The sequence below is a fragment of the Novosphingobium sp. PhB55 genome, from assembly GCF_004368805.1.
Lineage (GTDB): Bacteria > Pseudomonadota > Alphaproteobacteria > Sphingomonadales > Sphingomonadaceae > Novosphingobium.
Genome location: NZ_SODQ01000012.1, coordinates 1 through 23283, shown reverse-complemented (window position 1 = coordinate 23283; position 23283 = coordinate 1). Strand labels below are relative to the sequence as shown.

The 23283-nt window shown below is 67.2% G+C and carries 20 protein-coding genes; 6 read left to right on the top strand and 14 right to left on the bottom strand.

All coding sequences use genetic code 11. From position 1 onward, the window contains the following. Positions 1-19 precede the first annotated feature (19 nt). Genes EDF57_RS23560 through EDF57_RS26115 form a run of 3 tightly spaced genes read right to left on the bottom strand, consistent with a single transcriptional unit; the run spans position 20 to position 1314 of the window. A complete protein-coding gene (locus EDF57_RS23560) occupies positions 20-589 on the bottom strand; it encodes an RNA polymerase sigma factor (protein WP_243841262.1) in 570 nt (189 codons plus the stop codon). Positions 590-595: 6 nt separating this feature from the next. Next, complete coding sequence (locus EDF57_RS26120) at positions 596-1036, bottom strand: periplasmic heavy metal sensor (RefSeq protein ID WP_132269308.1); 441 nt, start codon at positions 1034-1036, stop codon at positions 596-598. Positions 1037-1038: 2 nt separating this feature from the next. Continuing rightward, complete coding sequence (locus tag EDF57_RS26115; protein WP_134096120.1) at positions 1039-1314, bottom strand: hypothetical protein; 276 nt, start codon at positions 1312-1314, stop codon at positions 1039-1041. Between the two features lie 174 nt (positions 1315-1488). Here EDF57_RS26115 and EDF57_RS23545 point away from each other — a divergent pair, with 174 nt between their 5' ends. From EDF57_RS23545 to EDF57_RS23535, 3 genes are all read left to right on the top strand, one after another. After that, positions 1489-1890 carry a copper resistance protein CopC gene (locus EDF57_RS23545; protein ID WP_132269304.1) on the top strand — a complete coding sequence of 134 codons (402 nt, stop codon included), beginning with the start codon at positions 1489-1491 and terminating at the stop codon, positions 1888-1890. A 40-nt stretch (positions 1891-1930) separates the two neighbouring features. Then, a complete protein-coding gene (locus EDF57_RS23540; RefSeq protein ID WP_134096119.1) occupies positions 1931-2788 on the top strand; it encodes an oxygenase MpaB family protein in 858 nt (285 codons plus the stop codon). A gap of 146 nt (positions 2789-2934) precedes the next feature. Next, positions 2935-3201: a DUF2171 domain-containing protein gene (locus EDF57_RS23535; protein WP_132269302.1), complete on the top strand. Its 267-nt coding sequence runs from the start codon at positions 2935-2937 to the stop codon at positions 3199-3201. A 31-nt stretch (positions 3202-3232) separates the two neighbouring features. Here EDF57_RS23535 and EDF57_RS25670 read toward each other — a convergent pair whose 3' ends face one another. The 6 genes from EDF57_RS25670 to EDF57_RS23510 form a co-directional block, all read right to left on the bottom strand. Beyond that, on the bottom strand, positions 3233-3394 hold the full coding sequence (locus EDF57_RS25670) for a hypothetical protein (RefSeq protein ID WP_165921515.1): 162 nt from the start codon (positions 3392-3394) through the stop codon (positions 3233-3235). Positions 3395-3847: 453 nt separating this feature from the next. Next, positions 3848-6655, bottom strand: a complete 2808-nt coding sequence (locus tag EDF57_RS26110) for a DUF885 family protein (RefSeq protein WP_243841261.1) — start codon at positions 6653-6655, stop codon at positions 3848-3850. A gap of 8 nt (positions 6656-6663) precedes the next feature. Further along, positions 6664-9024: a glycoside hydrolase family 127 protein gene (locus EDF57_RS23525; RefSeq protein WP_243841260.1), complete on the bottom strand. Its 2361-nt coding sequence runs from the start codon at positions 9022-9024 to the stop codon at positions 6664-6666. Positions 9025-9114: 90 nt separating this feature from the next. Beyond that, positions 9115-9864, bottom strand: coding sequence for a FadR/GntR family transcriptional regulator (locus EDF57_RS23520; protein ID WP_243841259.1), 750 nt, complete (start codon positions 9862-9864; stop codon positions 9115-9117). Positions 9865-10009: 145 nt separating this feature from the next. Continuing rightward, positions 10010-11389: a HAMP domain-containing sensor histidine kinase gene (locus EDF57_RS23515; RefSeq protein ID WP_134096117.1), complete on the bottom strand. Its 1380-nt coding sequence runs from the start codon at positions 11387-11389 to the stop codon at positions 10010-10012. Between the two features lie 29 nt (positions 11390-11418). Beyond that, positions 11419-12096, bottom strand: a complete 678-nt coding sequence (locus tag EDF57_RS23510; RefSeq protein WP_134096116.1) for a response regulator transcription factor — start codon at positions 12094-12096, stop codon at positions 11419-11421. A gap of 183 nt (positions 12097-12279) precedes the next feature. Between EDF57_RS23510 and EDF57_RS23505 the strand changes: the two genes are divergently transcribed. Beyond that, on the top strand, positions 12280-13473 hold the full coding sequence (locus EDF57_RS23505; RefSeq protein ID WP_134096115.1) for a glycosyl transferase: 1194 nt from the start codon (positions 12280-12282) through the stop codon (positions 13471-13473). A 77-nt stretch (positions 13474-13550) separates the two neighbouring features. Here the strand turns inward: EDF57_RS23505 and EDF57_RS23500 are convergent, their stop codons facing one another. The 4 genes from EDF57_RS23500 to EDF57_RS23485 all read right to left on the bottom strand — a co-directional run bounded on the left by EDF57_RS23500 (position 13551) and on the right by EDF57_RS23485 (position 20383). Beyond that, positions 13551-14954, bottom strand: a complete 1404-nt coding sequence (locus EDF57_RS23500; protein WP_134096114.1) for an efflux transporter outer membrane subunit — start codon at positions 14952-14954, stop codon at positions 13551-13553. Beyond that, a complete protein-coding gene (locus EDF57_RS23495) occupies positions 14944-16149 on the bottom strand; it encodes an efflux RND transporter periplasmic adaptor subunit (RefSeq protein ID WP_132269292.1) in 1206 nt (401 codons plus the stop codon). The genes EDF57_RS23500 and EDF57_RS23495 overlap by 11 nt, the downstream gene beginning before the upstream one ends. Continuing rightward, complete coding sequence (locus EDF57_RS23490; RefSeq protein ID WP_132269291.1) at positions 16142-19339, bottom strand: efflux RND transporter permease subunit; 3198 nt, start codon at positions 19337-19339, stop codon at positions 16142-16144. Before EDF57_RS23490 ends, EDF57_RS23495 begins: the two co-directional genes overlap by 8 nt. A 261-nt stretch (positions 19340-19600) precedes the next feature. Then, positions 19601-20383 (bottom strand): helix-turn-helix transcriptional regulator, encoded by a 783-nt coding sequence (locus EDF57_RS23485; protein WP_134096113.1) that lies wholly within the window; start codon positions 20381-20383, stop codon positions 19601-19603. Positions 20384-20463: 80 nt separating this feature from the next. Here EDF57_RS23485 and EDF57_RS23480 point away from each other — a divergent pair, with 80 nt between their 5' ends. Both EDF57_RS23480 and EDF57_RS23475 read left to right on the top strand, forming a co-directional pair. Then, positions 20464-21237 (top strand): class I SAM-dependent methyltransferase, encoded by a 774-nt coding sequence (locus EDF57_RS23480; RefSeq protein ID WP_134096112.1) that lies wholly within the window; start codon positions 20464-20466, stop codon positions 21235-21237. A 195-nt stretch (positions 21238-21432) separates the two neighbouring features. Further along, complete coding sequence (locus tag EDF57_RS23475) at positions 21433-22062, top strand: LysE family translocator (protein ID WP_132269285.1); 630 nt, start codon at positions 21433-21435, stop codon at positions 22060-22062. A gap of 34 nt (positions 22063-22096) precedes the next feature. Here the strand turns inward: EDF57_RS23475 and EDF57_RS23470 are convergent, their stop codons facing one another. Further along, positions 22097-23011, bottom strand: a complete 915-nt coding sequence (locus EDF57_RS23470) for an ROK family protein (protein WP_134096111.1) — start codon at positions 23009-23011, stop codon at positions 22097-22099. Positions 23012-23283 lie beyond the last annotated feature (272 nt).

Sequence of the window (23283 nt, the reverse complement as noted above, 5' to 3'; positions counted from 1 at the left end):
CGATACGCGGCGCGGCGCGCTATCCCTCGGACAGAAACGACAATTTCTGCCGCGCGCGGTAGATCCGCGTTTCCACGGCCTTGCGGCTGATGCCCAGGATCGCGGCGGCCTCTTCCTGAGAAAGCCCCTCCACGGCGCAGAGCAGCAACGGCTCCTTCAGGGCATCGGGCAGTGCGGCAACGGCAGCGTGAATGCGCTCCACCGCGCGCTGGGAAGAGAGCGTTTCCTCCGGGCCGGGCGCCGGGTCGACAAGGCCGGCCGCCGCCTCGATCGGCAGGGCGAAGGCGAAGAAGCGCCGCACTTTGCGCCGGCGCGCCCAGTCGTGGCATTTGTTGAGGGCGATGCGCAGGATCCACCCGCGAAACGGACGCGCCGGATCGTAACGGCGCAGCGCCAGGAAGGCGGCGACGAAGCTCTCCTGCGTCACGTCGAGCGCATCGGCCTCATTGCCCAGATGGCCGCGCACCATGCGGAACACCGCGTCGCGGTGCCCCTCCATCAGCGCGGAAAAACCGGCCTGCCGCCCGGCCAGCGCCGCCGCGGCCGCTTCGGCCTCCCAGCGGACCGCTTGCCTGGCTGCCCCGGACACGCCGGGTCAGTCCTGCGGCGCGGTGGTCAATGCCTGGGCGACGGCCCGGTCGAAGCGAGCGGTCTGGTCGGCGCGCAGCACCGCGCGCATGGCAAAGACGTGCCGGAGCGTGGCTTTCTGCAATTCGCCCATCGCGACGTGCGAACGGTCGACCGCTTTCTCCACGTCCGGGCCATAGGCATGTTCATGTGCGATGGCGCGGGCGAGATCGGCGTTGGCAGCCGTCAATTCGCCTTCGAGCTGCTTCCGCCGCCCGGCGAAATCCTGCTCCAATCCGTCTATCCGGCGCTTCTGGCCAGCGTCCAGATCGAGTTCGCCGTGGAGCAAGGCGTGAATGCGGCTTTCGTCCGGCGCATCGGCGCGCAGCTTCTGGCCGATCCACAAGGCGGCCAGCGCCACCAGGAAGGACAGCAGGGCGACAAGCCCGTAGCGATAGGCCTGCCGCACGATCAGGAGGCCAGCAAGTGCGAAGGAGCAGCCGCCGGCATGCCCAGCAGCGGTTCGACATGGGCATGGCGATGCTGCGTCGGTGCCAGCGGCATCGACAAGCCGCCCCAGAGCCCGACCACCGCCGCCACGCCGCAGGCCAGCACGAAGCCGCGCCGCGCCGACAGTCGCTCCCGTCCGGCGGCCAGGCCTGCCATGACCGGCCCCTCCAGCCCGCCGAGCGCCGCGGGCACGGATTCCCGGCGCAGCCGCGCCAGCATGTCGTCGAGTTCGTTCATCGGCCCGGTTCCATTTCCAACCTTCTGCTCGCGATACGCACGGGCGTAGCGCATCCCTTGAAGGCCGCGGGTAAAAATTCCTGCCGAGCGCGCAAGGGATCGGCTGAGGCCCTGCGTATGGTTTCAGGCAAGCCGGAGCAAGCAGCATCGCCCGGCACCCTTATCGGAGCTTTCATGCGTTTTCCTGCATTCCCGCTTTCCTTGCGATCAGTCCTGGCCCTGCACCTTGCCCTTGGCGCGGCCGGGCTGGCACCCGCGGCATTCGCCCGCCCCGCCCTCGTCGCCGCCGATCCCGCTGCCGATGCCGCCGTGACCAAGCCGACTGTCCTGACCCTGACGTTCTCCGAAGCGCTCGACGCGCCGCTCTCGGGACTGGACCTTGTCATGACCGCGATGCCCGGCATGGCCCACCATCAGCCGATGCCGATCAAGGGCTTCCCGGTGAAGGTCGAAGACCGCAGGATCGCCGCCGCTCTGCCCCGCGCCTTGCCGGCCGGCACTTACCTCCTGACCTGGCATGCCGCCGGCGCCGATCGCGACGGTGCCACGGGCAGCTACAGCTTCACGGTGCGTTGAGCCTCTGTTCCGGCGCGGCGAATTGGGGCACAGTCACCCCATGGCCGCGCTGAGGATTCCCGGGCCCACCCAGGCCCTGCGCAACTTGCTCGTGCGGCAGGTTCGCGCCGTGTTCAACGATCGCAGCAAGGGCGAAACGCCCGTCGTGCCCTCCCGGCATGCCCTATTCGAACCGGACAGCCCCATCCGCATGGTTCATGCCGATGTCGTGGCGATGATGGTGGGCGGCATGCGCGCCCTCCTGCTGCAGATGCTGCATCCGGCCGCACTTCAGGGGGTGCTGGACCATTCCGATTTCCGGGAAGACGTGGAAGGCCGCCTGCGCCGCACCGCGCGCTTCATCGCCGTGACCACCTATGGCCACCGAGACGAGGCGGCACGCGTGGTCGGGGTGGTGAACGCCATCCATTCGCGCGTCATGGGGACCCTGCCAGACGGCACGCCTTATTCGGCCACCGATCCGCGTGTGCTCGCCTGGGTGCATCTGGCAGAAGCGACCAGCTTCCTCGAAGCCTATCTCGCCTACGGCAACCCCGCGATGCCACCCGAGGCGCAGGACCGCTATTTCGAGCAGAGCGCCGTGGTCGCCGAGATGCTGGGCGCCGCGCCGGTCCCACGCGATCGCGCGGAAGCGGCGGCGCTGATGTCGGAAATGCGCCAGGACCTGCGCGGCAGCGCGTCAGCCCGCGAGGTTGCCGCGTTCCTGCTGGAGGGAGAGGGAGCACGGCGGCCCGGCACCGCCATGCGCGCGTTGGGCGCGGCGGCCGTCGACCTGCTGCCGCCCTTTGCCCGCACGATGCTGGAACTGCAGCGGCCCGGCCTCTCGGCCATTCCCGCACTGGCCGGAACCCGCGCCATGGCCGGCGCCATTCGCTGGGCCTTCGCGGGGAGCCGCTAAGCGCAGCGCAGGCGGCGCGCGAGGAATGGCGCCCTGCGCGGGCCGAACGGTCGGCCGGCGGGGATATATCGCGCTTCCGCCCGCGTTCTGCTTCCATGTCCGACCAGCTCGCGTCCGACAAGCTCGTCACTGAAAAGGAAGTTCACATGGCAGATCTCAGCGCAATCGCCGAACACATGGAAATCATCGGCGCCGACGGCGTCCACATCGGCACCGTCGATCATGTCGAGGGCGACCGGATCAAGATGACCAAGGCCGACAGCGGCTCCCACGGCAGCCACCACCACTACATCCCGGGCGGACTGGTCGCTGCGGTGTCGGACGGACAGGTCCGCCTCTCGGCCGCGGGCGACGTGGCGCTCCTGTTCGAAGAGGAACAGGGCGGCGAAGCCATTTCCGACCATCGCGCCTGATCGGCGCAATACGCCGGATCAAGCTGCGCGATCAGGCAGCGAGAGGCAGTTCGCGTGCGGCGGCAGGAGCTTCGGCTTCGGTCGCCGCAGGCGTTTCGGCCTGGGCAGTGGCCTGCGCCAGCGCGGGGATGTGGCGTTCGGCCATGACGACATCACGGCGATAGGCGAAATAGAGCGAAACAAGCGAGAACATCGGGAATACCTTTGGGGCGTGCAGCGCAGTGCTGCATTGCAACATTCCCGCTATGTGATCCCAACTTACGCTTGCTGCAAATGCAAGCACTTCGCTTTGGGTTGCATATTGCGCAATTGGAGCTGGTGCGGCTGTAGAGATGTCGCGCCCAGCGCCGCCATTCTCGGCAAAGCGTCGCAATTGACGCTAAAGCAAGCTTGATCGTGCAAACCGGGCAAAGTGAGCTCCCTGCCCCTTGCACCGTTATCCCCTTCATGAAGAAAGACGGGACGGTTCGGCCGGACAAACCCGGCTGCCTATACGGTTGGGAACGGCAAAAATCGGCTCGGTGCCGCGAAAATTCAAACCGCAATCCGATATTGCGTAAAACGCAATTTTGCATGTGCGAAGCGAAACAGACCGGCAATCTTTGCGAGTCGACCGCCGCGCCGTGTGAGCGCGGCGGTCCTCGGCTTATTCCTCGTCCGGATAAGGGCCCTTGCCGCCATCCTTGATGAGCTGGTCCACGCGCTGGTCGATCAGCGGTAGCGGCACGCCGCCCAGTTCCAGCACGGCGTCATGGAAGGCGCGGATATTGAACTTGGGACCGAGCGCGGTCTCCGCCTTCTTGCGCGCGTCCACGAAGGCGAGCTGGCCCATGTAGTAGGACAGGGCCTGCCCAGGCCAGGAGATGTACCGATCCACCTCGGTCTCGATCTCGTGATCGGAAAGCGCCGTGTTGTCACGCAAGTATTGCTGAGCCTGTTCGCGGGTCCAGCCCATGGCGTGGATACCGGTATCGACCACCAGGCGCGAAGCGCGCCAGGCCTGGTAGCTGAGCATGCCGAAGCGGTCATAGGGCGTTTCGTACATGCCCATGTCCTCGCCCAGCGCCTCGCAATAGAGCGCCCAGCCTTCGCCGTAGGCCGAGAGGTAGCTGTCGCGGCGGAAGGCCGGCAGGTCCTTGTTCTCCATCGCCAGCGGCATCTGCATGGCATGACCCGGCGCGGATTCGTGCAGCGTCAGCGCGATCTGCGAGTAGAACGGGCGGCTGGGCAGGTCGTAGGTGTTGACCAGATAGATACCCGGGCCGCCGCGGCCGCCGGTATAGAAGGGCGCAACGTCGTCCGGCACCGGCTTGATGGCAAAGCGGCTGCGCGGCATGTGGCCGAAGAACTGGTCCGCCTTGCCGTCGAAGGTCTTGGCGATCCAGGCGGCGCGATAGAGCAGCTCGTTCGGGGTCTTGGGATAGAACTGCGGATCGGTGCGCAGGAAGTGCAGGAACGCCTTGAGGTCGCCCTTGAACTCCACCTGCTGCATCACTTCGGCCATCTGGGAACGGATGCGCGCCATTTCGCTGAGGCCGATCTGGTGGATCTGCTCCGGCGTCCTGTCGAGCGTGACGAACTCGGCGATCTTCGACTGGTAATAGGCCTTGCCGTCCGGCAGGTCGTAGGCCGCCAGCGACTTGCGCGCGCCGACCTCGTATTCGCTGCGCATGAAGGTGAGCAGCTTGGCATGGGCCGGCACGACGCCGCCGGAAATGAGCGTGCGGGCCTCGGCGCGCAGCTTTTCCTGCTCGGCGGCAGCGATCGTCGAAGGCAGCTTGCGCAGCGGCTCATAGAACGGCGAGGCTTCCGCCGTCTTGGCCTGGACCACCAGCTCGATGCCCTTGTCACGTCCGGTCAACGTCACTTGCGGGCCGGTGAAGCCGCGCTTCAGGCCCGCGCGCATGTTCTCGATCTGCTGGTCGTAATAGCGCGGGATCTCGCGCAGCATCGCCAGGTAGTTCTCGGCGGCGGCCTGGTCCTTGACCGGGTTGCGCGCCCAGTCGGCCAGATCGCCCCAGAAGCTGGTGTCGGCGTTGAACGGCTTCTCGTAGTCGCGGAACCGCTGCGAGGCGAGGAGCGCGTCGACCTGGCCCTTGTAGACGGCGAAGTTCACGCGGTTGGCGGGCGAAAGCTGCTTCTGGTCGATGGCGGCAAGCTGGCCTTCCACCTGCTCCCAGCGCGCGAGGCGTTCGGCCTGCGCCTTGGGGCCGAGGTCGGGCAGGGTGACCTTGCAGTCCTTGGGTGTGTCCTCGCAGGGCGCGAACTGGCTCTGGCGCCAGGTATATTCCGCCGTGTAGACCGCCTCGAACGCTTGGTCGGCGGTCTGCTTCCCGGCATGCTGGGCGGCAGGAGCGGCGGCAACCATGGAGGGCGAGGCGGCCAGAGCGGCGCCGGCCAGCAACATGGCCCGGCCAACCGAATTCTTCACGTCATTTCCCCTTTCGAGAACCTCGAGAATGTCCTGGTGGAGCTTCGCCGGAATGCGCAGCCCCTCCTTGTCGGATCGCGCGCGCGCGATCAGACGGCGCGATCCCGGCAGGCGTGCGCCCTGCCCTTCGATCATGTCGAACATGGCTTCGGCGCGGCGCAGATGCTCCTCCACACCCGCGCCCAGGAAGCCTGCAGGATCAATGGCGATGATGAATTCGCCGCCGATGGGAGAGCCGCCGCGGTCCTGATCGGCCGCCATCGATTCCGCGCTGGTCATGTCGCCGATCAGCGGACCTGCCAGCAGTTCGACCATCGCCGCGAGCGCCGAGCCCTTGTGGCCGCCGAAGGTGCGCATGGCGCCGTCGAGCACGGCCTTGGCATCGCTCGACGGATTACCCTCCGCGTCATAGCCCCAGTCGAGCGGAATTTCCTTGCCCGCGCGGCGGTGCAGTTCGATCTCGCCGCGCGCCACCGCGCTGGTGGCAAAGTCGAACACGAAAGGCGCGCGATCTGGACGCGGCCAACCGAACGCGATCGGATTGGTGCCGAACACCGGCTTGGTCCCGCCCGCAGGCGCCACCCACGAATGGCTTGGCGTGAAGGCAAAGGCGACGAGCCCCTGCTCAGCCAGCGCCTCGACCTCGGGCCAGAGCGCGGCAAAGTGGACGACATTGTTCAGCGCCATGGCGGCGATGCCGAACTTCCGTGCCTTCTCGACCAAGAGCGGCATGCCGCGCTCGAAGGGAAGCTGGGCGAAGCCGCCCTTCCCGTCCACGCGCACCAGCGCCTGGGCAGGCTCGCTCACTTCGGGCACGGCATCGGGCACCACGACCCCGCGCTCGACCGAATTGGCGGCGACGAGGAGGCGGTAAAGCCCGTGCGAGGTGCAGCCGTCCCGCTCGCCCGACACCATGGTGTGGGCGACCGCGGCGGCATGATCGGGCGCAAGGCCCCAGGCTTCGAGCACCGTGCGGGCGAGGTCGTCCGCCTCGGCTATCGTCAGGGCAACGTCTTCACTCAAGGATAGGCTCACTTCTTCTCGGTAAACAGGCGCACGCCGAAGACTGGCCCGGCCGAGCTGCGATCATGCGGCACGAAGCGCACCTTCACGCTGCTCTTGCCCTTGGTGAGCGCCTCGGGCAGCGGATAATCGACATCGAAGAACTTGCCCGCCGCATCGTTGTCGAGCTTCTGGGTGGCGATCTTCACGTTATCGACCAGGATGTCGAACACCCGCGAACGCTCGCTGCCCCAATAGCTCGCCTGAAGCAGCAGCGGGCCGGGCTTCACCTTCATCTTGAATTCGAAGAAGCCACCCGAGCGGGCATCGCGTCCATTGCGGCCACGATAGGAGACCGGATAGGAGATTTCCGAGGTCAGCTCGTGGTCGCGCTCGGGCTGCATTTCGCCCAGGTGCATCACATCGATCGAGCGGGCGGCGAGGTCCTTCTGGCGTGCCTGTTCGGCCAGGAACGCGGCTTCTTCCGTCTTCCAGCCGCTTTCGGTGAAGCGCTTGAAGTAGACGGCGCTGCGGCGGTCGTACTGGCTGTAGAACGGCGCGAACATGCGGTCGCCCGGACGGATAATGCCAGTGGTCTGGTAACGCGGACGGTCCGAGACCATCGGCGCGAAGGCGGCCAGCGGGTTGTCGCCCACCATCGCGGGCTCCACCCCGGTGAACTCCATTTCGGCCGGGCCGAGATCGGCGGCCATGACCATCGGGCCGCGAACGACGGCCACGACGTCCTGCGAACCCTGCGCGGTTTCGAGGCGCAGTTCCAGCGGCAGGTTGAGCGCGATCACGTCGCCCTTCTTCCAGCGGCGGTCGATCACGGCATAGCCGCCGACCGGCGTGGCGGGCACCGGAGCGCCGTTGACGGTGATGGTAGCCTTGCCGTTCGACCAGCCCGGAATGCGCAGCGCCACGGCGAACTTGCCCTGCTTCACCGCGTCCAGCGTGATCTTCACGTCCGACTTGAAGGGATATTCGGTGGCGATGGTGAAGGCCGCGCCCTTGGCCTTCCATTGCCCGGTCGAGGGGATGTAGAGGTTAACGAAGAAGGTATCATCGCCTTCCCAGAAAATGGAATCGCCGTGCTTGGAATGGCTTTCCATGCCCGAGCCGACGCAGCACCAGAAGGCTTCCTCGCCCGGGCCCGAATAGCCGCGCGGGGCGCCGCTCATCATCGGGGTCATGTACGTGAAGCCGCCCGTCTCGGGGTTCTGCGCCGACATGACGTGGTTGAGGTGCGCGCGTTCGTAATAGTCGAACAGCGCGCCGTCCGGCTGCCACGCGTAGAGCTGACGGGTCAGCTTGAGCATGTTGTAGGTGTTGCAATGCTCGCAGGTGGATTCCGTGAGGTGCAGCGCGACGGTATCGGGCTCGAAGAAATACTCGCGGTCGGCATTGCCACCGATCACGTAGCTGTGGTGCTGGGTCACGCGTTCCCAGAAGAAGCGCGCGGCGCGGCCCGGCTCGTCCTTGCCGGTCAGCTCGTGGATGCGCGCCAGGCCGATCAGCTTGGGCACCTGGGTATTGGCGTGGAAGTTGGAGAGCTTGTCCTCCTGCGCCACCAGCGGGTCGAGCACCTTCTTGTCGTAGATGCGTTCCGCCACCTTCAGCCAGCGCAGGTCGCCGGTCTGCGCGTAGAGTTCGGCATAGCTTTCGTTGAGGCCGCCATATTCGCAGCCCAGAAGTTCCTGCATCTGCTTGTCGTCAAGCGCGGCGAAGACCTTCTCGAAGTACCCGCCGAGGCCGATGACCACTTCCAGCGCCTTGGCATTGCCCCAGGCCGAATGGATATCGAGCAGGCCCGCGAAGTACTTGTGCACGGTGTAGAGCGGCGACCACGATCCGTTGAGGTCGAACCCGCCGGACTTGATCTCGCCGCGCATGACCTCGGGGAAGATTTCCTGCCCGTCGACGACCTTGCCGTCCTTGGTCTTGCGGCCGAGCGCACCGATGTAGCCGTCCTGGCGCTGCGCCTGGCACAGCGCCAGTTCGTCGACGATATAGTCGGCGCGGCGGCGGCATTCGGGGTTGCCCGTCTGCTGCCAGGTCAGCACCAGCGCGGTCATGTAGTGGCCCAGCGTATGGCCGGCGATGGTATCGGATTCCCAGCCGCCGTAGATCGGCGCCTTGGGCTCCAGCCCGGCGTACTTGCGGAAGTTGTGCAGGAAGCGATCGGGGCTGAGCGACATCAGGTAGTCGACATTGACGTTCACCGCCGTGGCATAGTCCGACGGCGCCAGGCGCACGTCGGTCAGCGGCAGCGGCTTCGCCTTGATCGGCAGCTTGGGAGCGACGACGGCCGCAAAGCCCTTGAGAGGGACAGAGCAAATAGCCAGCGCCGCCACGCCAGCCATCCATTCGCGCCGATTGGCCTGCATTTTAAAACCCCTATCGAATATCGTATACGGTATTGATAGAACGAGGGGGTCTGGAGTCAATCCTTTCTTTGCAGCAATTCCGTCACGACTTCAGCGGCGCAGCGCCACTTGGGTATCGGCATGGGCGAGTTCGATCAGCGTGATCATCGCCTTGCGGGCCTTTGCAGGATTGCCCTCGGCGATCTGGGCATAGAGCGCGTGATGCTCTGGCATGGGATCGCGCGGGCTGTCCTGCATGCCGTGCTTGATCGCCGTCGTCGAGGCGATGGCGGTCGAGATCGAGTTCGACAGCGCCAGCAGCATCTCGTTGCGGGTGGCCTCCATCAGCAGTTCGTGGAAGCGGATGTCCGCCGCCCGGCCCTTGGGGCTGGTGAGGGTATAGCGCTCCATGGAATCCAGCGCGTTGGCCATGTCCAGCAATTGCCGCTCGTCTCGCCGCAGGGCAGCCATTTCCGCTGCTTGCGGCTCCACCACCATGCGCAGTTCGAACAAGTCGCGCAGGAATTCGTCACTGGCGCCGCACTGGATCTGCCAGGAGAGCACATCGGGATCGAGCAGGTTCCACTTGCGCCGCTCGTTCACGCGAGTCCCTGCCTTGGGCCTGCTGCTGACCAGGCCTTTCGCCGTCAACATGCGAAACGCCTCGCGCAGGACCGAGCGCGAGACGCCGAGCAGTTCGGCATGCTCCACTTCGGCCGGGAATACGTGCCCCGGAGGATAGTCGCCATTGACGACATGCGTGGCCAGTCTCTGGGCCACTGCATGATGCAGGCGCCCGCTCAACAGCGGAAGCGCTTCGCCGGCCTCGCCTGATTCCATGCCCGGCCTCTTGTTTGCCATCATGCTCGCTCTCGTCGTTTGCATTTGGTCTGTAATATCGAAACCGATCTGGCTAGCCTGAAAATGAACAGATTATATATCGTATATTTTTTTAAAGCATCAAGCACGTCGCTTGGCGGGTGGGAGATGGCCCTGCAGCGGCATGCTATAACGGCCTGACGGGAAAGCGCAGCACCACGCTCAGGCCCGGACGATTGTCGCTGAAGACAACCCTCGCCCCGTGAACTTGCGCGATCGCGGCGACCATGCTGAGCCCAAGCCCTTCACCGGGGATCCCCGCCGAACCCTCGGCGCGGTAGAACGGCTCGGTCACCCGCGCAAGATCGGCGGGGGACAGGCCCGGCCCGTTGTCCGCCACGGCCAGCAGAAGCTCAGCGCCCTGCCGCCCGGCCCGCACATCGACGCGGCTGCCGTCCGGCACATGCTTCAGGGCATTGTCGAGCAAGTTGGACATCGCCTGGAACACCATGTCCAGATCGAGATCCGCCACCAGCGGCCGCCGCGCGTCGAGCACCAGATCGATACCGCGCCGCTCGGCCTCGGGCTGGTAGAATTCCACCACGTCTTCCAGCAGTTGCACGACGTCGGTGCGCTGAAGATGCACCGTCGCCCGGCCGCCTTCCAGCCGCGAGATGCGGATCAGGGCTGCGAAGATCGCCCGCAGCCGGTTGGCCTCGACGATGGCTTCGGCCACCGCCTGCCGCGCGGCGGGATCGCCTCTGAAGTCCTCGCCAAGATCGTGTTCCAGCACTTCCAGCTTGCCCGCCAGACGCGCCAGCGGGGTGCGCAGCTCGTGCGCGACATTGTCGGACACGCGCCGCACCGCCTCGAACAGGGTCTCGATCCGCGACAGCATCAGGTTGAGCGTCGCGCAGAGCCGGTCGAAATCGTCGCGCGTGCCGCGCACCGGGACACGGCCGGACAAGTCCCCCTCCATCACCTGGAGCGCGGTGTTCACCACCGCCTCGATCCGCTTGCCGATGGCCTGGCTCATCAGCCAGCCGCCGGTTATGCCCAGCGCCAGCGAGCCGAAGAGCATCCAGAGAGCGCCGGTGCGCAGAAGGTCCTCGTCATCGACGATGTCCTGCACGTCGCGCCCCACGATCACACGCGCGCCGTCCGGCATGGCCCGATCGCGGACGAAAGCGGAATGGTCGATCTCGAACCCGTCGACGAACTTGTCCGCCTCGATCACCGAAAGATCCCGCGCCGGCCGCGGCGGCCAGCTCGGCAGATTGGCGGCCACGATCTCGCCATCGGGCGCCACCAGCACATGGAAGGGCACGCGCGCCGCAGCGGTATGCGCGCGCCGGTCCAGCGCCGCGCGGGCCGCAGCGATCCCCGACTTGCGATAGATCCGCGCCACCTCGCCCGCCTCGGCCTCCACCGTGGCCCGCACGTCCGCCATCGGCCGCACCACCCGCCACCAGTACCCCGCGCCGAACAGCAGGCCGACGGACAGGCTGAACAGCAGCGCATAGGTCAGCGCCAGACGGAACGACAGGCTGCGAAAAAGGCGGGTCATGGCCGCATCATCCCGGTATCAGGCCGCGGTCATTCGGGGCGCATGACATAGCCGAGCCCCCTGATCGTATGGATCAGCGGCGCCTCGTCCTCCCGCGCGATCTTCTGCCGCAGCTTCGAGATATGCTGGTCGATGATATTGGTCTGGGGGTCGAAATTGTAGTCCCAGACGTTCTCCAGCAGCATGGACCGCGTCACCACCCGCCCGGCATTGCGCGCCAGATAGGCCAGGATTCGCAGTTCCCGCAGGGTCAGGTTGATCCGCCGCCCGGCGCGCGAGACGACATGGGCGACAAGGTCGATCTCCAGGTCCGCCACCCGCAAATGGTCGCTCGGCTCCGCAACCGCCGCGCCGCGCCTGCCCAGGCTCTCGACCCGGGCGAGCAGTTCGGACAGGGCGAAAGGCTTGGCCATGTAGTCGTCCCCGCCCGCCCGCAGGCCGCGCACGCGCTCGTCCACATCGCCCAGCGCACTGACGATCAGCACCGGCGTGGCGTTCTCCGTCGCCCGCAGCGCCGCCAGCAGCTTGAGCCCGTCGAGCGAAGGGAGCATGCGGTCCAGCACGATCACGTCGTAGATTTCGCAAGTCGCCTGGACCAGGCCCTCGCGCCCATCCGCGCAATGTTCCACGACATGCCCGGCCTCGCGAAGCCCTGCCGCGACATGGGCGGCCAGGCTTTCATCGTCTTCGACCAGCAGTATCTGCATTGTTCGTGTCCGGGCGGGATTAAGGACGGGAATCGTGCTCGTACCGGCACGAGGCCGCGCCGTCGAGAGCGGGGTCGGCGCGGCAAGATGGGCAAATCCAAATGTTTCCGCAATCATCCCGCGACGGAAATCGCGCATGGGGGCAGGATGTCCGCTTTGATTGCAGCCCCCTCGCACGTTCCCATGCCGCCACCCGCCACCACGCTGCGGGGCGCGAAGCCCGGCCTCATCCATGTCCTGGCGATCGGCGGCGCGCATCAGTTGCCCCATATCGTCCCGGTGGCCTGCGAACTGGAGCGGCGCCATCCGGGCACGGTGAAGATCTTCGTGCCCAAGGCCGCCGATGCCCGCGCAGTGCGCGATCTTGCCGCCGGCATGGGGCTGCCGCTGCCGGCCCTGGTGGAGATGCGCCTTCCGGCAGCACTCGGCGCGATCGTTCCGGGCTTCGCGCGCAAGCTGGCCCGCCTGCTCTACTGGTCGCCGCTGCTGCGCGATGCCGAACTGATCCTCTGCGCCGAGCGGACCTCGACGATCCTGCCGCGGCTGTGGAAGCAGTGTCCGCCGCTCGTGCACATCCCTCATGGTGCCGGAGACCGCGCCGTCGGTTTCGAGAAGCGCTTCGAGCTGTTCGACCACGTCATCGTGGCCGGCGCCAAGGACCGCGACCGCCTGCTGGAGGCCGGTCTCGTCACCCCGGAACGCTGCACGGCCGCCGGCCCGATCAAGCTCGCCGCGATGCTGCGAACGGGGATCGACCGCGCGCCGCTGTTCGCGAACGGGCGCAAGACGATCCTTTACAACCCGCACTTCACCAGGAAGCTCAATTCCTTCGACGCTTTCGCCCGGAAACTGATCGAGGCCGTGGTCAGGGACGGCCGCTACAACCTGGTCGTCGCGCCGCACGTCCGCATGGCCGCCCGCTGGTCCGCGCGCCAGCGCCGCGAATGGGAAGCGCTGGCCGTGCCGGGTCAAGTGATCGTCGACCTGGGCTCGCCGCGCTGCAACGACATGACGTATACCTGCGGTGCGGATCTCTACCTGGGCGATGTCAGCAGCCAGGTCTACGAGTTCCTGATCCGCCCGCGCGCCTGCCTCTTCGTCAATGCCCATGGCGCCGACTGGCAGGACTGCGAGGACTACGCCATGTGGCACTTCGGGGATGTCGTCACGCCCGATGCCGACCCGATCGCCGCGATCGACCAGGCCTTCGCCGATCACCGCGCCTACGTGGCCTGGCAGAAGGAGCGGATGCGCTATTCGATCGGCGGCCTCGATTGGAAGCCCGACGGCACCCCCTTCATCGCCGGCGAGGATCCGATCCGCATTGCGGCGGATATCGTCTCGCGCACGGCCGGGCTGCAACCCGCAGCGGCCTGATGCAAGGAAAGGCGCCCGTTCCTTCCGGCACGGGCGCATTTCCTTGCACTTCAATCGTCGTCTGAGCAGTGTGAGCCCTAGCTCATCCCGCCCATGGCGCGGACGTAAGCCACATTGGCCCGCATTCGCGAGGTCTGGACGCTGATCCACGAACGCTGCGCGTCCAGCGCGTCGGTCTGCGCCGTCACCACTTCGAGATAGTCCGCCGCGCCGTCGCGGTAGCGCGAGAGCGCGATCTCGCTGGTGCGCCTGGCCGCCTGGGCCGCCTCGCTCTGCGCGCCGGCCTGGTTTTCGAGGTGATGCATGGCCGCGATCGCATCCTCCACGTCCTGGAACGCGCCCAGCACGATGGAGCGATAGTTCGCCGCCACTTCCTCGTACTCCGCACGCGACATCTTGACCTGCGACTTGCGCGCGCCGCCGTCGAACAGCGTCAGCAATGCCGAGACCGGGCCGAGCGACCAGAACGTGTTGGGCGTCTTCAGCAGATCGCCATGCGTCGTCTGCCAGCCCCCTGCCGCGCCGAGGCCGATCGACGGGAACCATGCCGCTTTCGCCACGCCGATACGGGCATTGGCGGCAAAGACCCGGCGCTCTGCCGCCGCGATGTCGGGACGGCGCTGGAGCAGCTCCGACGGCACGCCCACGGAAACGCCCGGCACGTCGAGCGGCTCGCTCCGCATCGGCAGGGAGAACTCGGCCGGCGTCAGCCCGATCAGCGCGGCCAGTTCATGCTCGGTCGCCGCGCGTTCGTTGGCGACGGCCGAGACTTGGGCGCGGGCATTGCCGAGCACGGTGCGGGCGCGGTTGACGTCGATGCCCGAGGCGATACCGCCCGAATGGCGCGTATCGGTAAGCTTCAGCGCCCGTTCGAACGCCTCCACCGAGCGGTTCAACAGGTCTGCCTGTGCATCCAGCCCGCGCAGACGCAGATAGGCGTCCGCCACCGAAGCCTGCAGGCTGAGCCGCGCCGAGGCGAGATCCCCGCCGGTAGCGACCGCTTCCGCATCAGCTGCCTTCACCGAATTGCGCACCCGGCCCCAGAGGTCGAGTTCGTAGGACAGGCTGCCGCCGACCACATAGTCGTTGTAGGTCCGTGCCGAGCCGGTCGACAGCGGCCGGCCCGCCGAGACGCGATCGCGCGAGGCTTCGCCGCTGACGCCGACCGTGGGATAGAGGTCCGACGCGGTGACACCGGCAGCGGCGCGGGCCTGGTCGTAGCGGGCGAGCGCGGCGGCCAGCGTGGGGCTGGCGGTCTCTGCGCGCTTTTCCAGATCGTCCAGCGTGGGATCGCCGAACATCGTCCACCAGTCGCCGCGGGCCTCGGCATCGCGCGGGGCGGCCTGCGACCAGCCCGCAACCTCGCGGAAAGCGGGCGGAGCAGCGGTTTCGGGCGCGTGATAGTCGGGCGCCATGGAGCACCCGGCCATCGAGCACCCCGCAAGCAGCAGCGCAGCGGCTGCGCCGAACCTAGCCGCCATGGGCCGCGCCCTTGGCATCGGCAGGAGCTGCAGGCTTCTGGATCTTCACCGCGTCCCCGCTGCGCATCGAATCCGGCGGGCTGTCCACCACCCGCTCGCCCTGCTTGACGCCGACCGAGACCACCACCGTCTTGCCCAGATCGCGGGCGATGGTGACCGGGCGCACCGTCACGCGGTTGTTGGCGCCGACGACGGCCACGCTCGGGCCCTTGTCGGTGTAGAGGATCGTGCTGCCCGGCAGGGTCAGGCCCTGCACGCCGCCTGCCACGTCGAAGTGGGCCTGGACGAAAGCGCCCGGCTTGAGCGCGCCTTCGCTGTTGTCCGCCTGCACTTCCACGAGCACGGCGCCGGACTGGGCATCGACGGCCCCGGCGCTGCGAGTGACGGTGCCGGGGAACGTGCGGCCCGGATATTCGGGCAAGCTCAGGTCGACGCCGACGCCCTGCTTGACTTGCGCCGAGTATATCTGCGGCACGCGGACATAGACGCGCATGCGGTGGACGTCGGAGACGGTGAACAGCGGCTGCGCAGCGGCATTGCCGGCCACGACAAGCGCGCCGATCTGCGCCGAACGGCTGGTCACGATACCTGCGAACGGCGCGGAGAGCCGGGTGAAGCCGCGCGTGGCCTCAAGCTCGCGCACGCTGGCGAGCGCGGCATTGGCAAGGGCGGTCTTGGCGGCGAGGTCACCGGCCTTCTCGTCCACTTCCTGCTGCGAGACCGCGTCCTGCTTGAGCATGGCGCTCCAGCGCTTGGAGGTCGTGGCGGCAAGGCGCTGGTTGGCCAGCGCGGTCTGATAGTCGGCCTTGGCCTGCGCCAGCTGCTGATCCACTTCCGGTGCATCGAGCACGGCCAGGGTCTGCCCGGCCCCCACCTTGTCGCCGATGTCGGCCTGCCAGCTGCGCACGTAGCCGTTGGTGCGGGCATAGATCGCCGCGCTGTTGAATGCCTGGGCGGTGCCGGGCAGCGCAAGGCCGCCGGCATCGGCCGCGCCGGCCGGAGAGACGACCGCGACGGTGGGCACCGCCGCGTCTTCGGCCACGACTTCCAGATCGCGCGTGGCGCTCAGGCGGCTGGCGATGCCCGCGCCGACCACTGCCAGCGCGATCACCGCGGCGCCGATTCCGACGCGCTTGAGGGTGCGGCTCTCCGGTCCGGTGGACTGGTGAGCAGGTTCAGAGGTCGAATCATGCATGGGCGGCCTGCACTTCCTGGGGGGCGGCCTTCTCGCGGCGACGGCCGTGGACGAAGGCGAAGACGGTGGGAACGAAAAGAAGGGTTGCGATAGTGGCGCAGATCAGGCCGCCGACGACGGCGCGGCCGAGCGGAGCGTTCTGCTCGCCGCCCTCGCCGAGGCCGAGTGCCATCGGGCCCATGCCGATGATCATCGCCAGCGCGGTCATGAGCACCGGACGGAAGCGGACGAGGCCAGCCTCCATGGCCGCCTTCACCGCGTCGCCGCTTTCCGCGAGCTTCTCGCGCGCGAAGCTGACGACCAGGATCGAATTGGCCGTGGCCACGCCCATGCACATGATCGCGCCTGTCAGGGCCGGGACCGACAGCGTGGTTCCGGTCGCGAACAGCATCCACACGATCCCTGCCAGGGCGGCCGGCAGCGCGGTGATGATGACGAAGGGATCGAGCCAGGACTGGAAGTTGACCACGATCAGCAGGTAGATCAGCACGACCGCTGCCAGCAGCCCCCAGCCGAGGCCGGAGAAGGCGGTGTTCATCGTCTGGTACTGGCCGCGGATGGTGATCGTCGAGCCCTTGGGCGCCTCGGCCTTGAGCGAGTCGATCGCGCGCTGCACGTCGCCTGCCACGGCGCCGAGGTCACGGCCCTGCGGCGTGCCGTAGATGTCGATCACCGGCGCGATGTTGTAGTGCGAGACGACCGGGGCCGTGGTCGAGCGGGTCAGCGTGGCCAGCGCGCCGAGCGGCTGCGGGCGGGTACCGGCGGCGGCCCCTGAAACCGGCAGGTTCGACAGCTTGCTCATGGAATCCACCGCATATTCCGGTGCCTGCGCCACCACGGCATATTGCACGCCGTTGTCGGGATTCACGAAGAACACCGGCGCGGTCTGCGAGGTTCCTGCCAGCGAGTTGCCGAGGCTGGTGGTCACGTCCTTTTCGGTGAGGCCATATTGACCGGCGCGGGCGCGATCGACGTCGACGTCGAGCTGCGGCGAATTCGCCGGCTGCTGGAGGCGCATGTCGGCAAGGCCGGGGATGCGCGTCAGCTTGGCCATGAGCTTGCGCGCATAGACGCGCGAGGCGGCCAGGTCCTTGCCGGCGATCTGCACGTCGATCGGCGAAGGCGAACCGAAGTTCAGGATCTGGCTGGTGATGTCGGCCGGCAGGAACGAGAACTGGGTGCCGGGGAACGCGCGCGGCAGTTCGCGGCGCAGCCGCTCGACATAGCCGTCGGTCGGGGCATGGCCCTTGTTCAGCGTGATCAGCATGTCGCCGTCCTGCGGACCGATGGTGCCGCTGTTGTTGTAGACGGTGTTGATGGAGCTGACCGGCAGGCCGATATTGTCGGTGATCGAGGCCACTTCGGCCGCGGGGATCATCTGCCGCACTTGCGCGCCGATGCGTTCGAAGCGCAGCGCCGTCTCGTCGATGCGGGTGCCGACCGGCACGCGGACGTGCATGGCGATCTGGCCGGAATCGACGGTGGGGAAGAAATTGCTGCCCAGGAAAGGCATCAGTCCGAACGAGATGACGACGACCGCCAGGAAGCCGATCATGAAAGTCCGCTGCCCCTGAAGCGCCCGGTGCAGCAGGCCGAGATAGCCGTCGCGCAGCTTCTCGAAGCGGGCTTCGAAACCGCGCTGGAAACGGACCAGCGGATTGCGCGAATCCGGCGCGCCGGCATTGTGCGAATTCTCACCATGCGGGGCGTGCGGCTTCAACAGGTACATCGCCATGGTCGGCACCAGGGTGCGCGACAGGATGAACGAGGCGATCATCGCGAAGACCACCGAAAGCGCCATCGGCACGAACAGGTAGCCTGCGACGCCCGGCAGGAAGAACATCGGCACGAAGACGATGCAGATGCAGAGCAGCGAGACGAAGGCCGGGGTGACGATCTGGGCGGCGCCGTCGAGGATCGCCTCCATCACGCCCTTGCCCTGTTCGAGGTGCCAGTTGATGTTCTCGATGGTCACGGTCGCGTCGTCGACGAGGATGCCGACCGCCAGCGCCAATCCGCCCAGCGTCATCACGTTCAGGGTCTGCCCGAAGACCGCCAGCATGGCGATCGCGGCCAGCACCGCCAGCGGGATCGACAGCGCGATGATCACCGTCGAGCGCCAGGATCCCAGGAACAGCAGGATCATCAGCGAGGTCAGCGCGGCGGCAATGGCGCCTTCGTGGATCACGCCGTTGACCGCCGCCTTCACGAAGAGCGACTGGTCGCCCACCGGCAGGATCTTGAGATTGTCCGGCAGGGTCTCGGCGATCTTGGGCAGGGCCGACTTCACGCCGTCGACGATCGAAAGAGTGGACGTGGCGCCGTTCTTGAGCACGGTCAGCAGGGCCGAGCGGCGACCTTCCACATGGACGACGTTCTGCTGCTGGGCGCTGCCGTCGCGCACGAAGGCCACGTCGCGCATGTAGATGGTGGCGCCGTTCACGACCTTGACCGGCAAGTCATTGAGCGCCGCGATCGAATCCGGGGTGTTGTTCAGGCGCACCGAGTACTGGGTGGCGCCGATCTTGACGAAGCCCGCCGGGTTGATCTGGTTCTGCGCGGCAATGGCGTTGCCCACGTCGACCGCGGAAAGGCCCTTGGACTGGAGCGCCTGCGGATCGAGGTCGATCTGGACCTGGCGCTGGCGGCCGCCCGAGGGGAACGGCATGGCCAGGCCCGGAATGGTGACGAGGCCGGTGCGGATCTGGTTCTGGCCGATGTCGAAGAGCTGCTGCTCGGTCATCCCCTCGCCGGACAATGCCAGCTGGAGGATCGGCACGGTAGAGGCGCTGTAGTTCAGGATCAGCGGCGGCGTGATGCCGGGCGGCATCTGGCGCAGCACCGTCTGCGAAACCGAGGTGACCTGCGCCGTGGCGGTGCGGATGTCCGCGCCGGGCTGGAAGTAGATCTTGACGATCCCCATGCCCTGGAACGACTGGCTCTCGATATGTTCGATATCGTTGACGGTCGTCGTCAGCACGCGCTCGTATGGCGTGATGATGCGATCCGTCATGTCCTGCGGGGCGAGACCCGAATAGGTCCAGGCCACCGCGATGACCGGCACCTTGATTTCGGGAAAGATGTCGACCGGCGTGCGGAAGGCCGCCAGCAAGCCGCCGATGGCGATGATGATGGCCATGACGATGAATGTCAGGGGGCGGTGCAGCGCGGTCTTGACGATACCTAGCATCGAGAACTCCATAGGCCGCCCGGCACGCGGACACGCGCACCGGACAGGCGAATTCCTCTCCGAATCATTTTTTGGTTGAGTCCCCGCCGCTGCGACCCTCCTCTGCCGGGGCAGCGGAAACGGACGGGAAATCCTGCTGGAATAGTTAAGCCCCTAACGACCCTCTCGGCGATAGAAAAATGCGCTGAACGGAATACTCTCATGAATCGATTTCATGATTGTTGCTGGTCCGTATCGCCGCCGGCCTAGTGGCGAGGCGATTCAGCCGCGCGTTTCCGCGGGTTGCAGGAAGACGACCCGGAAATCGCCACGCTCCACGTCTGCCAGCGTATGCTGGGTAAAATGCAGCAGGCCCCGATCGGGGTGGCGAAAACTTCGCGTTCCGCCCTCCCGCGCCAGCACCGTCTGCGCGTTCCACGACTCCCGGAACTCGGGGCTCTGTTCCTGCAGCCACTGGACCACGCCCTGCACGCGCGGATCTGCCAGGCCGTGGCTGTAGTCGCGCCGGAACTCCGCGAGCAAGCGCCCGGCGCGGGCGTTCCAGTCGGGCAGAAGCGCGCGTGCGGCCGGGTGCGTGAAGACATAGCGCAGCAGGTTCGGCGCGGGCTCGTCCTCGAACAGCCCCACGAACAGCTGCCGGGCGGCCGGATTCGCGGCGCAGAGCGTCCATGCCGGGTCGAGTGCATAGCACGGCCACGCGATCTCCCCCACCAGGGCGGCGATGGCCGGCGGAGCCGCCTGCCCTGCATCGGCAAAGGGATCGACCGGATCGTGCCGCCCGGCGAGAGAGAAAAGATAGTCGCGCTCGGCCGCCGACAGGCTCAGCCCGGAGGCCAGTCGCGCCAGTGTTTCGGCGGAGGGACGCACGTCGCGGCCCTGCTCGATCCAGGCCACCCAGGTGGTGCCGATGGCCGCGCGGGCTGCAAGCTCCTCGCGCCGCAGACCGGGCGTGCGGCGGCGCCGGTCGTGTCCCTCGGGCGTCATGCTCTCGCGCCGCGTGCGGACGAAAGCGCCCAGCAGCCGTCTTTGCTCCTCGTTCCGCATGGTAGCCTTTATAACAGGATAACAATGTTCATTGTAACAGGCTATAGTTGCGCCGATCGGGGCTTCGCAAGGAGAAACCCATGACTGAAGACCAGACCAAACCCAGCCGGCATGCGCTGGTGGACCGCCAGTTCGGCGCCACGGCCGCCGCCTATGTCACCAGCAAGGTCCACGCCGCCGGCGCCGATCTCGACCGCATTGCCGAGCGGGCGCGAGAAGCGCGGCCCGCCCATGCGCTGGACCTCGGCGCAGGCGGCGGCCACGCCGGGTACGCCATGGCACCGCATGCCGGAAAAGTGACCGCCTGCGATCTGGCGCCGAGAATGCTGGAAGTGGTGTCCGCCGAAGCGGAGCGCCGCAGCCTCGCCAATATCGCCGTTCAGCCCGCTGCTGCCGAGGCGCTGCCTTTTGCCGACGGCACCTTCGACTTCCTCGCCTGCCGTTTCTCGACCCATCACTGGCGCGGCGCGGAGGCGGGCCTGCGCGAGGCGCGCCGCGTGCTCGCGCCGAACAGCCCGGCCATATTCATGGACGTGGTCGCACCGGCCGATCCCGCGGCGGACACGCATCTCCAGGCAGTCGAACTGCTGCGCGATCTCTCGCACGTTCGTGACTATTCCGCGGCGCAATGGCTGGCCATGCTGGGCGGCGCTGGCTTTGCCGTCACCCGGATGACCAGCGCGCGCCTGCGTATGGACTTCGCCGACTGGACCGGCCGCATGCAGACCCCGCCCGCCCAGATCGCCGCCATCCGCGCGCTCCAGTTGGCCGCGAGCAGCGAGGTATCGGCGCACTTCGAGATTGAACCTGACGGTTCCTTCACCATCGACACGCTCCTGATCGAAGCGGTCTGAGCCGCCGAAGCCTCCGCGCGCGAACCGGCGTTCGCGCGCAGTTGCCAAGGCGCCCCGCATCGCCAATCCGTCGGGCCGCCAGCGCGAAGTCCGCGCCGCCGATACGCGGCAAGGGCGCAAGCGCGGATCACCAAGACCATTGCGATCCCCCGCCCCCGGGCCTACGCGAAACGGACAAACCTGCAGAGACGAATTATGACATTCCAGACATGGTGGCTTTACGCCTTCGCCGTTTTCCTACTTTCCGGCACGCCCGGACCGAACATGCTTCACGTCATGACGCGGAGCGTGGAATTCGGCTTCCGCCGCAGCATGGCGGCCATGGCGGGCTGCATGCTGGCCATCACGCTGGTCCTCGCCGCCTCGGCCGCGGGCCTGACCGCCCTGCTCAAGGCGATCCCCGGTGCCTTCGAGGTGCTGCGCTACTTCGGCGTCGCCTACCTCGTCTATCTCGGCATCAAGTCCTGGCGTGCGAAAGTCTCTGCCGAAACCGTGGTCGACGAAGGGCTGACCCGCCGCAGTTCGCCCGCCGCACTGTTCCGCGGCGGCTTCACGATCGCCATCAGCAACCCCAAGCTGCTGCTGTTCGCAGCGGCCTTCTTCCCCCAGTTCATCAATCCCGCCGAGCCCAAGGCACCGCAGTTCGCCCTGCTCGTCGGTACGTTCGCGGTGATCGAAATGCTCTGGTACTGCACTTACGCGCTGGCGGGCGGATCGCTTTCCACCCACTTGCGCAAGCCCTCGGTGAAGCGGCTGTTCAACCGCGTCACCGGATCGATCTTCGTCGGCTTCGGAGCGGCGCTGCTTACCTCCCGCACGGCCTGAGGCCCAGCTCGCCAAGCTTCAAGCGCGGCTGGCTTCAAGCGCGGCTGGCCGTGCCGGCATGGTGGCGCGCGGCCCGTTCCGCCAGCAGGAAAGCGCCGACAAGGCCCGAGGGCTCACGGCAGGCGGGGCCGACGATCCGCTGCTCCATCGCCGCCATGTCGCGCGCGCCCTGGACATAGCCGCCCAGCAGTTCAGCGGTTCGCGCCCGGATCAGCGGCAGCAGCCGCTCCTGCTTCATCACCCCGCCGCCCATGACGATGCGCTCCGGCGCCATCGTCAGGAACAGCGTCATGCAGAGCTGCGCAAGATAGTCGGCTTCCACCGCCCAGAAGGGATGATCGGCCGGCAGCTCCGAAGCGGGAGAGCCCCATGCCGCGCTGACGGCGGGTCCGGCGGCAAGGCCTTCCAGGCAGTCGCCATGGAAGGGGCAGGTTCCGGCGAAATCCCCATGCGCGGGATGGCGGCGGACCAGGATATGGCCGGCCTCGGGATGGCCGATGCCGTGGACCGCCCTGCCCTCGCTGACCAGCCCGACGCCGATCCCGGTGCCGACCGTGACATAGGCAAGCTGGCGCAAGTCACCGCCCACCGCTGCGACTTCGGCCAATGCCGCGGCATTGACGTCAGTGTCGATGGCAAGCGGGACATCGCGGAATGCGCGGACGCGGGCGAGCAGGTCGGTCCCTTCCCAGCCCGGCTTGGGAGTCGCCAGGATCCTGCCGTAATCGGGCGAGGCCGGATCGACGCCCACGGGCCCGAAGCTGGCGATGCCGATCCCCGAAACCGGGCCCAGATCGGCGGCATCCTCGAAGAAGGCCGCCACTTCGGCGAAAGTGCTGTCGGGATCGCGCGTGGCAATCGTGGCCGTGCGGAGCGAGCCCGTTTCGGCGGCGCCCACGGCGCAGACGAACTTGGTGCCGCCGGCCTCTATCGCTCCATGGATCGTCATGCGCTGGATCATCCTGCAGTTTCGACACGGCCGGGAACAGCAATGTCCCGCGCCGCTTCATCTTCTCCATTTCGCCTGTGCCATTGCCGATGGGCAGGCTGCAACCGTCTTGACCGCCGATAAAGCTGCGCCCGCGGATCCGGCTGGACTCGCGGGCGCAGAAAGGAGCGTCGGAGACGTCAGGCGACGGAGGAGAGACGGAACTCCTGCCTGCGCGCGCCGGTATCGAAGCGGGCGGCCTGGTCGTTGAGCGATCCGGCCTCGGTGGTGAG

Bases quoted from the DNA above. Each gene is read 5' to 3' on its own strand.
- EDF57_RS23510 (WP_134096116.1), bottom strand. From the start codon at position 12,096: ATGCAGATACTGCTGGTCGAAGACGATGAAAGCCTGGCCGCCCATGTC.
- EDF57_RS23480 (WP_134096112.1), top strand. From the start codon at position 20,464: ATGACTGAAGACCAGACCAAACCCAGCCGGCATGCGCTGGTGGACCGC.
- EDF57_RS23525 (WP_243841260.1), bottom strand. From the start codon at position 9,024: ATGCAGGCCAATCGGCGCGAATGGATGGCTGGCGTGGCGGCGCTGGCT.
- EDF57_RS25670 (WP_165921515.1), bottom strand. From the start codon at position 3,394: ATGTTCTCGCTTGTTTCGCTCTATTTCGCCTATCGCCGTGATGTCGTC.
- EDF57_RS23540 (WP_134096119.1), top strand. From the start codon at position 1,931: ATGGCCGCGCTGAGGATTCCCGGGCCCACCCAGGCCCTGCGCAACTTG.
- EDF57_RS23545 (WP_132269304.1), top strand. From the start codon at position 1,489: ATGCGTTTTCCTGCATTCCCGCTTTCCTTGCGATCAGTCCTGGCCCTG.
- EDF57_RS23500 (WP_134096114.1), bottom strand. From the start codon at position 14,954: ATGGCGGCTAGGTTCGGCGCAGCCGCTGCGCTGCTGCTTGCGGGGTGC.
- EDF57_RS26115 (WP_134096120.1), bottom strand. From the start codon at position 1,314: ATGAACGAACTCGACGACATGCTGGCGCGGCTGCGCCGGGAATCCGTG.
- EDF57_RS23475 (WP_132269285.1), top strand. From the start codon at position 21,433: ATGACATTCCAGACATGGTGGCTTTACGCCTTCGCCGTTTTCCTACTT.
- EDF57_RS23485 (WP_134096113.1), bottom strand. From the start codon at position 20,383: ATGCGGAACGAGGAGCAAAGACGGCTGCTGGGCGCTTTCGTCCGCACG.
- EDF57_RS23520 (WP_243841259.1), bottom strand. From the start codon at position 9,864: ATGGCAAACAAGAGGCCGGGCATGGAATCAGGCGAGGCCGGCGAAGCG.
- EDF57_RS23490 (WP_132269291.1), bottom strand. From the start codon at position 19,339: ATGCTAGGTATCGTCAAGACCGCGCTGCACCGCCCCCTGACATTCATC.
- EDF57_RS23470 (WP_134096111.1), bottom strand. From the start codon at position 23,011: ATGACGATCCATGGAGCGATAGAGGCCGGCGGCACCAAGTTCGTCTGC.
- EDF57_RS23495 (WP_132269292.1), bottom strand. From the start codon at position 16,149: ATGCATGATTCGACCTCTGAACCTGCTCACCAGTCCACCGGACCGGAG.
- EDF57_RS23535 (WP_132269302.1), top strand. From the start codon at position 2,935: ATGGCAGATCTCAGCGCAATCGCCGAACACATGGAAATCATCGGCGCC.
- EDF57_RS23515 (WP_134096117.1), bottom strand. From the start codon at position 11,389: ATGACCCGCCTTTTTCGCAGCCTGTCGTTCCGTCTGGCGCTGACCTAT.
- EDF57_RS23505 (WP_134096115.1), top strand. From the start codon at position 12,280: ATGCCGCCACCCGCCACCACGCTGCGGGGCGCGAAGCCCGGCCTCATC.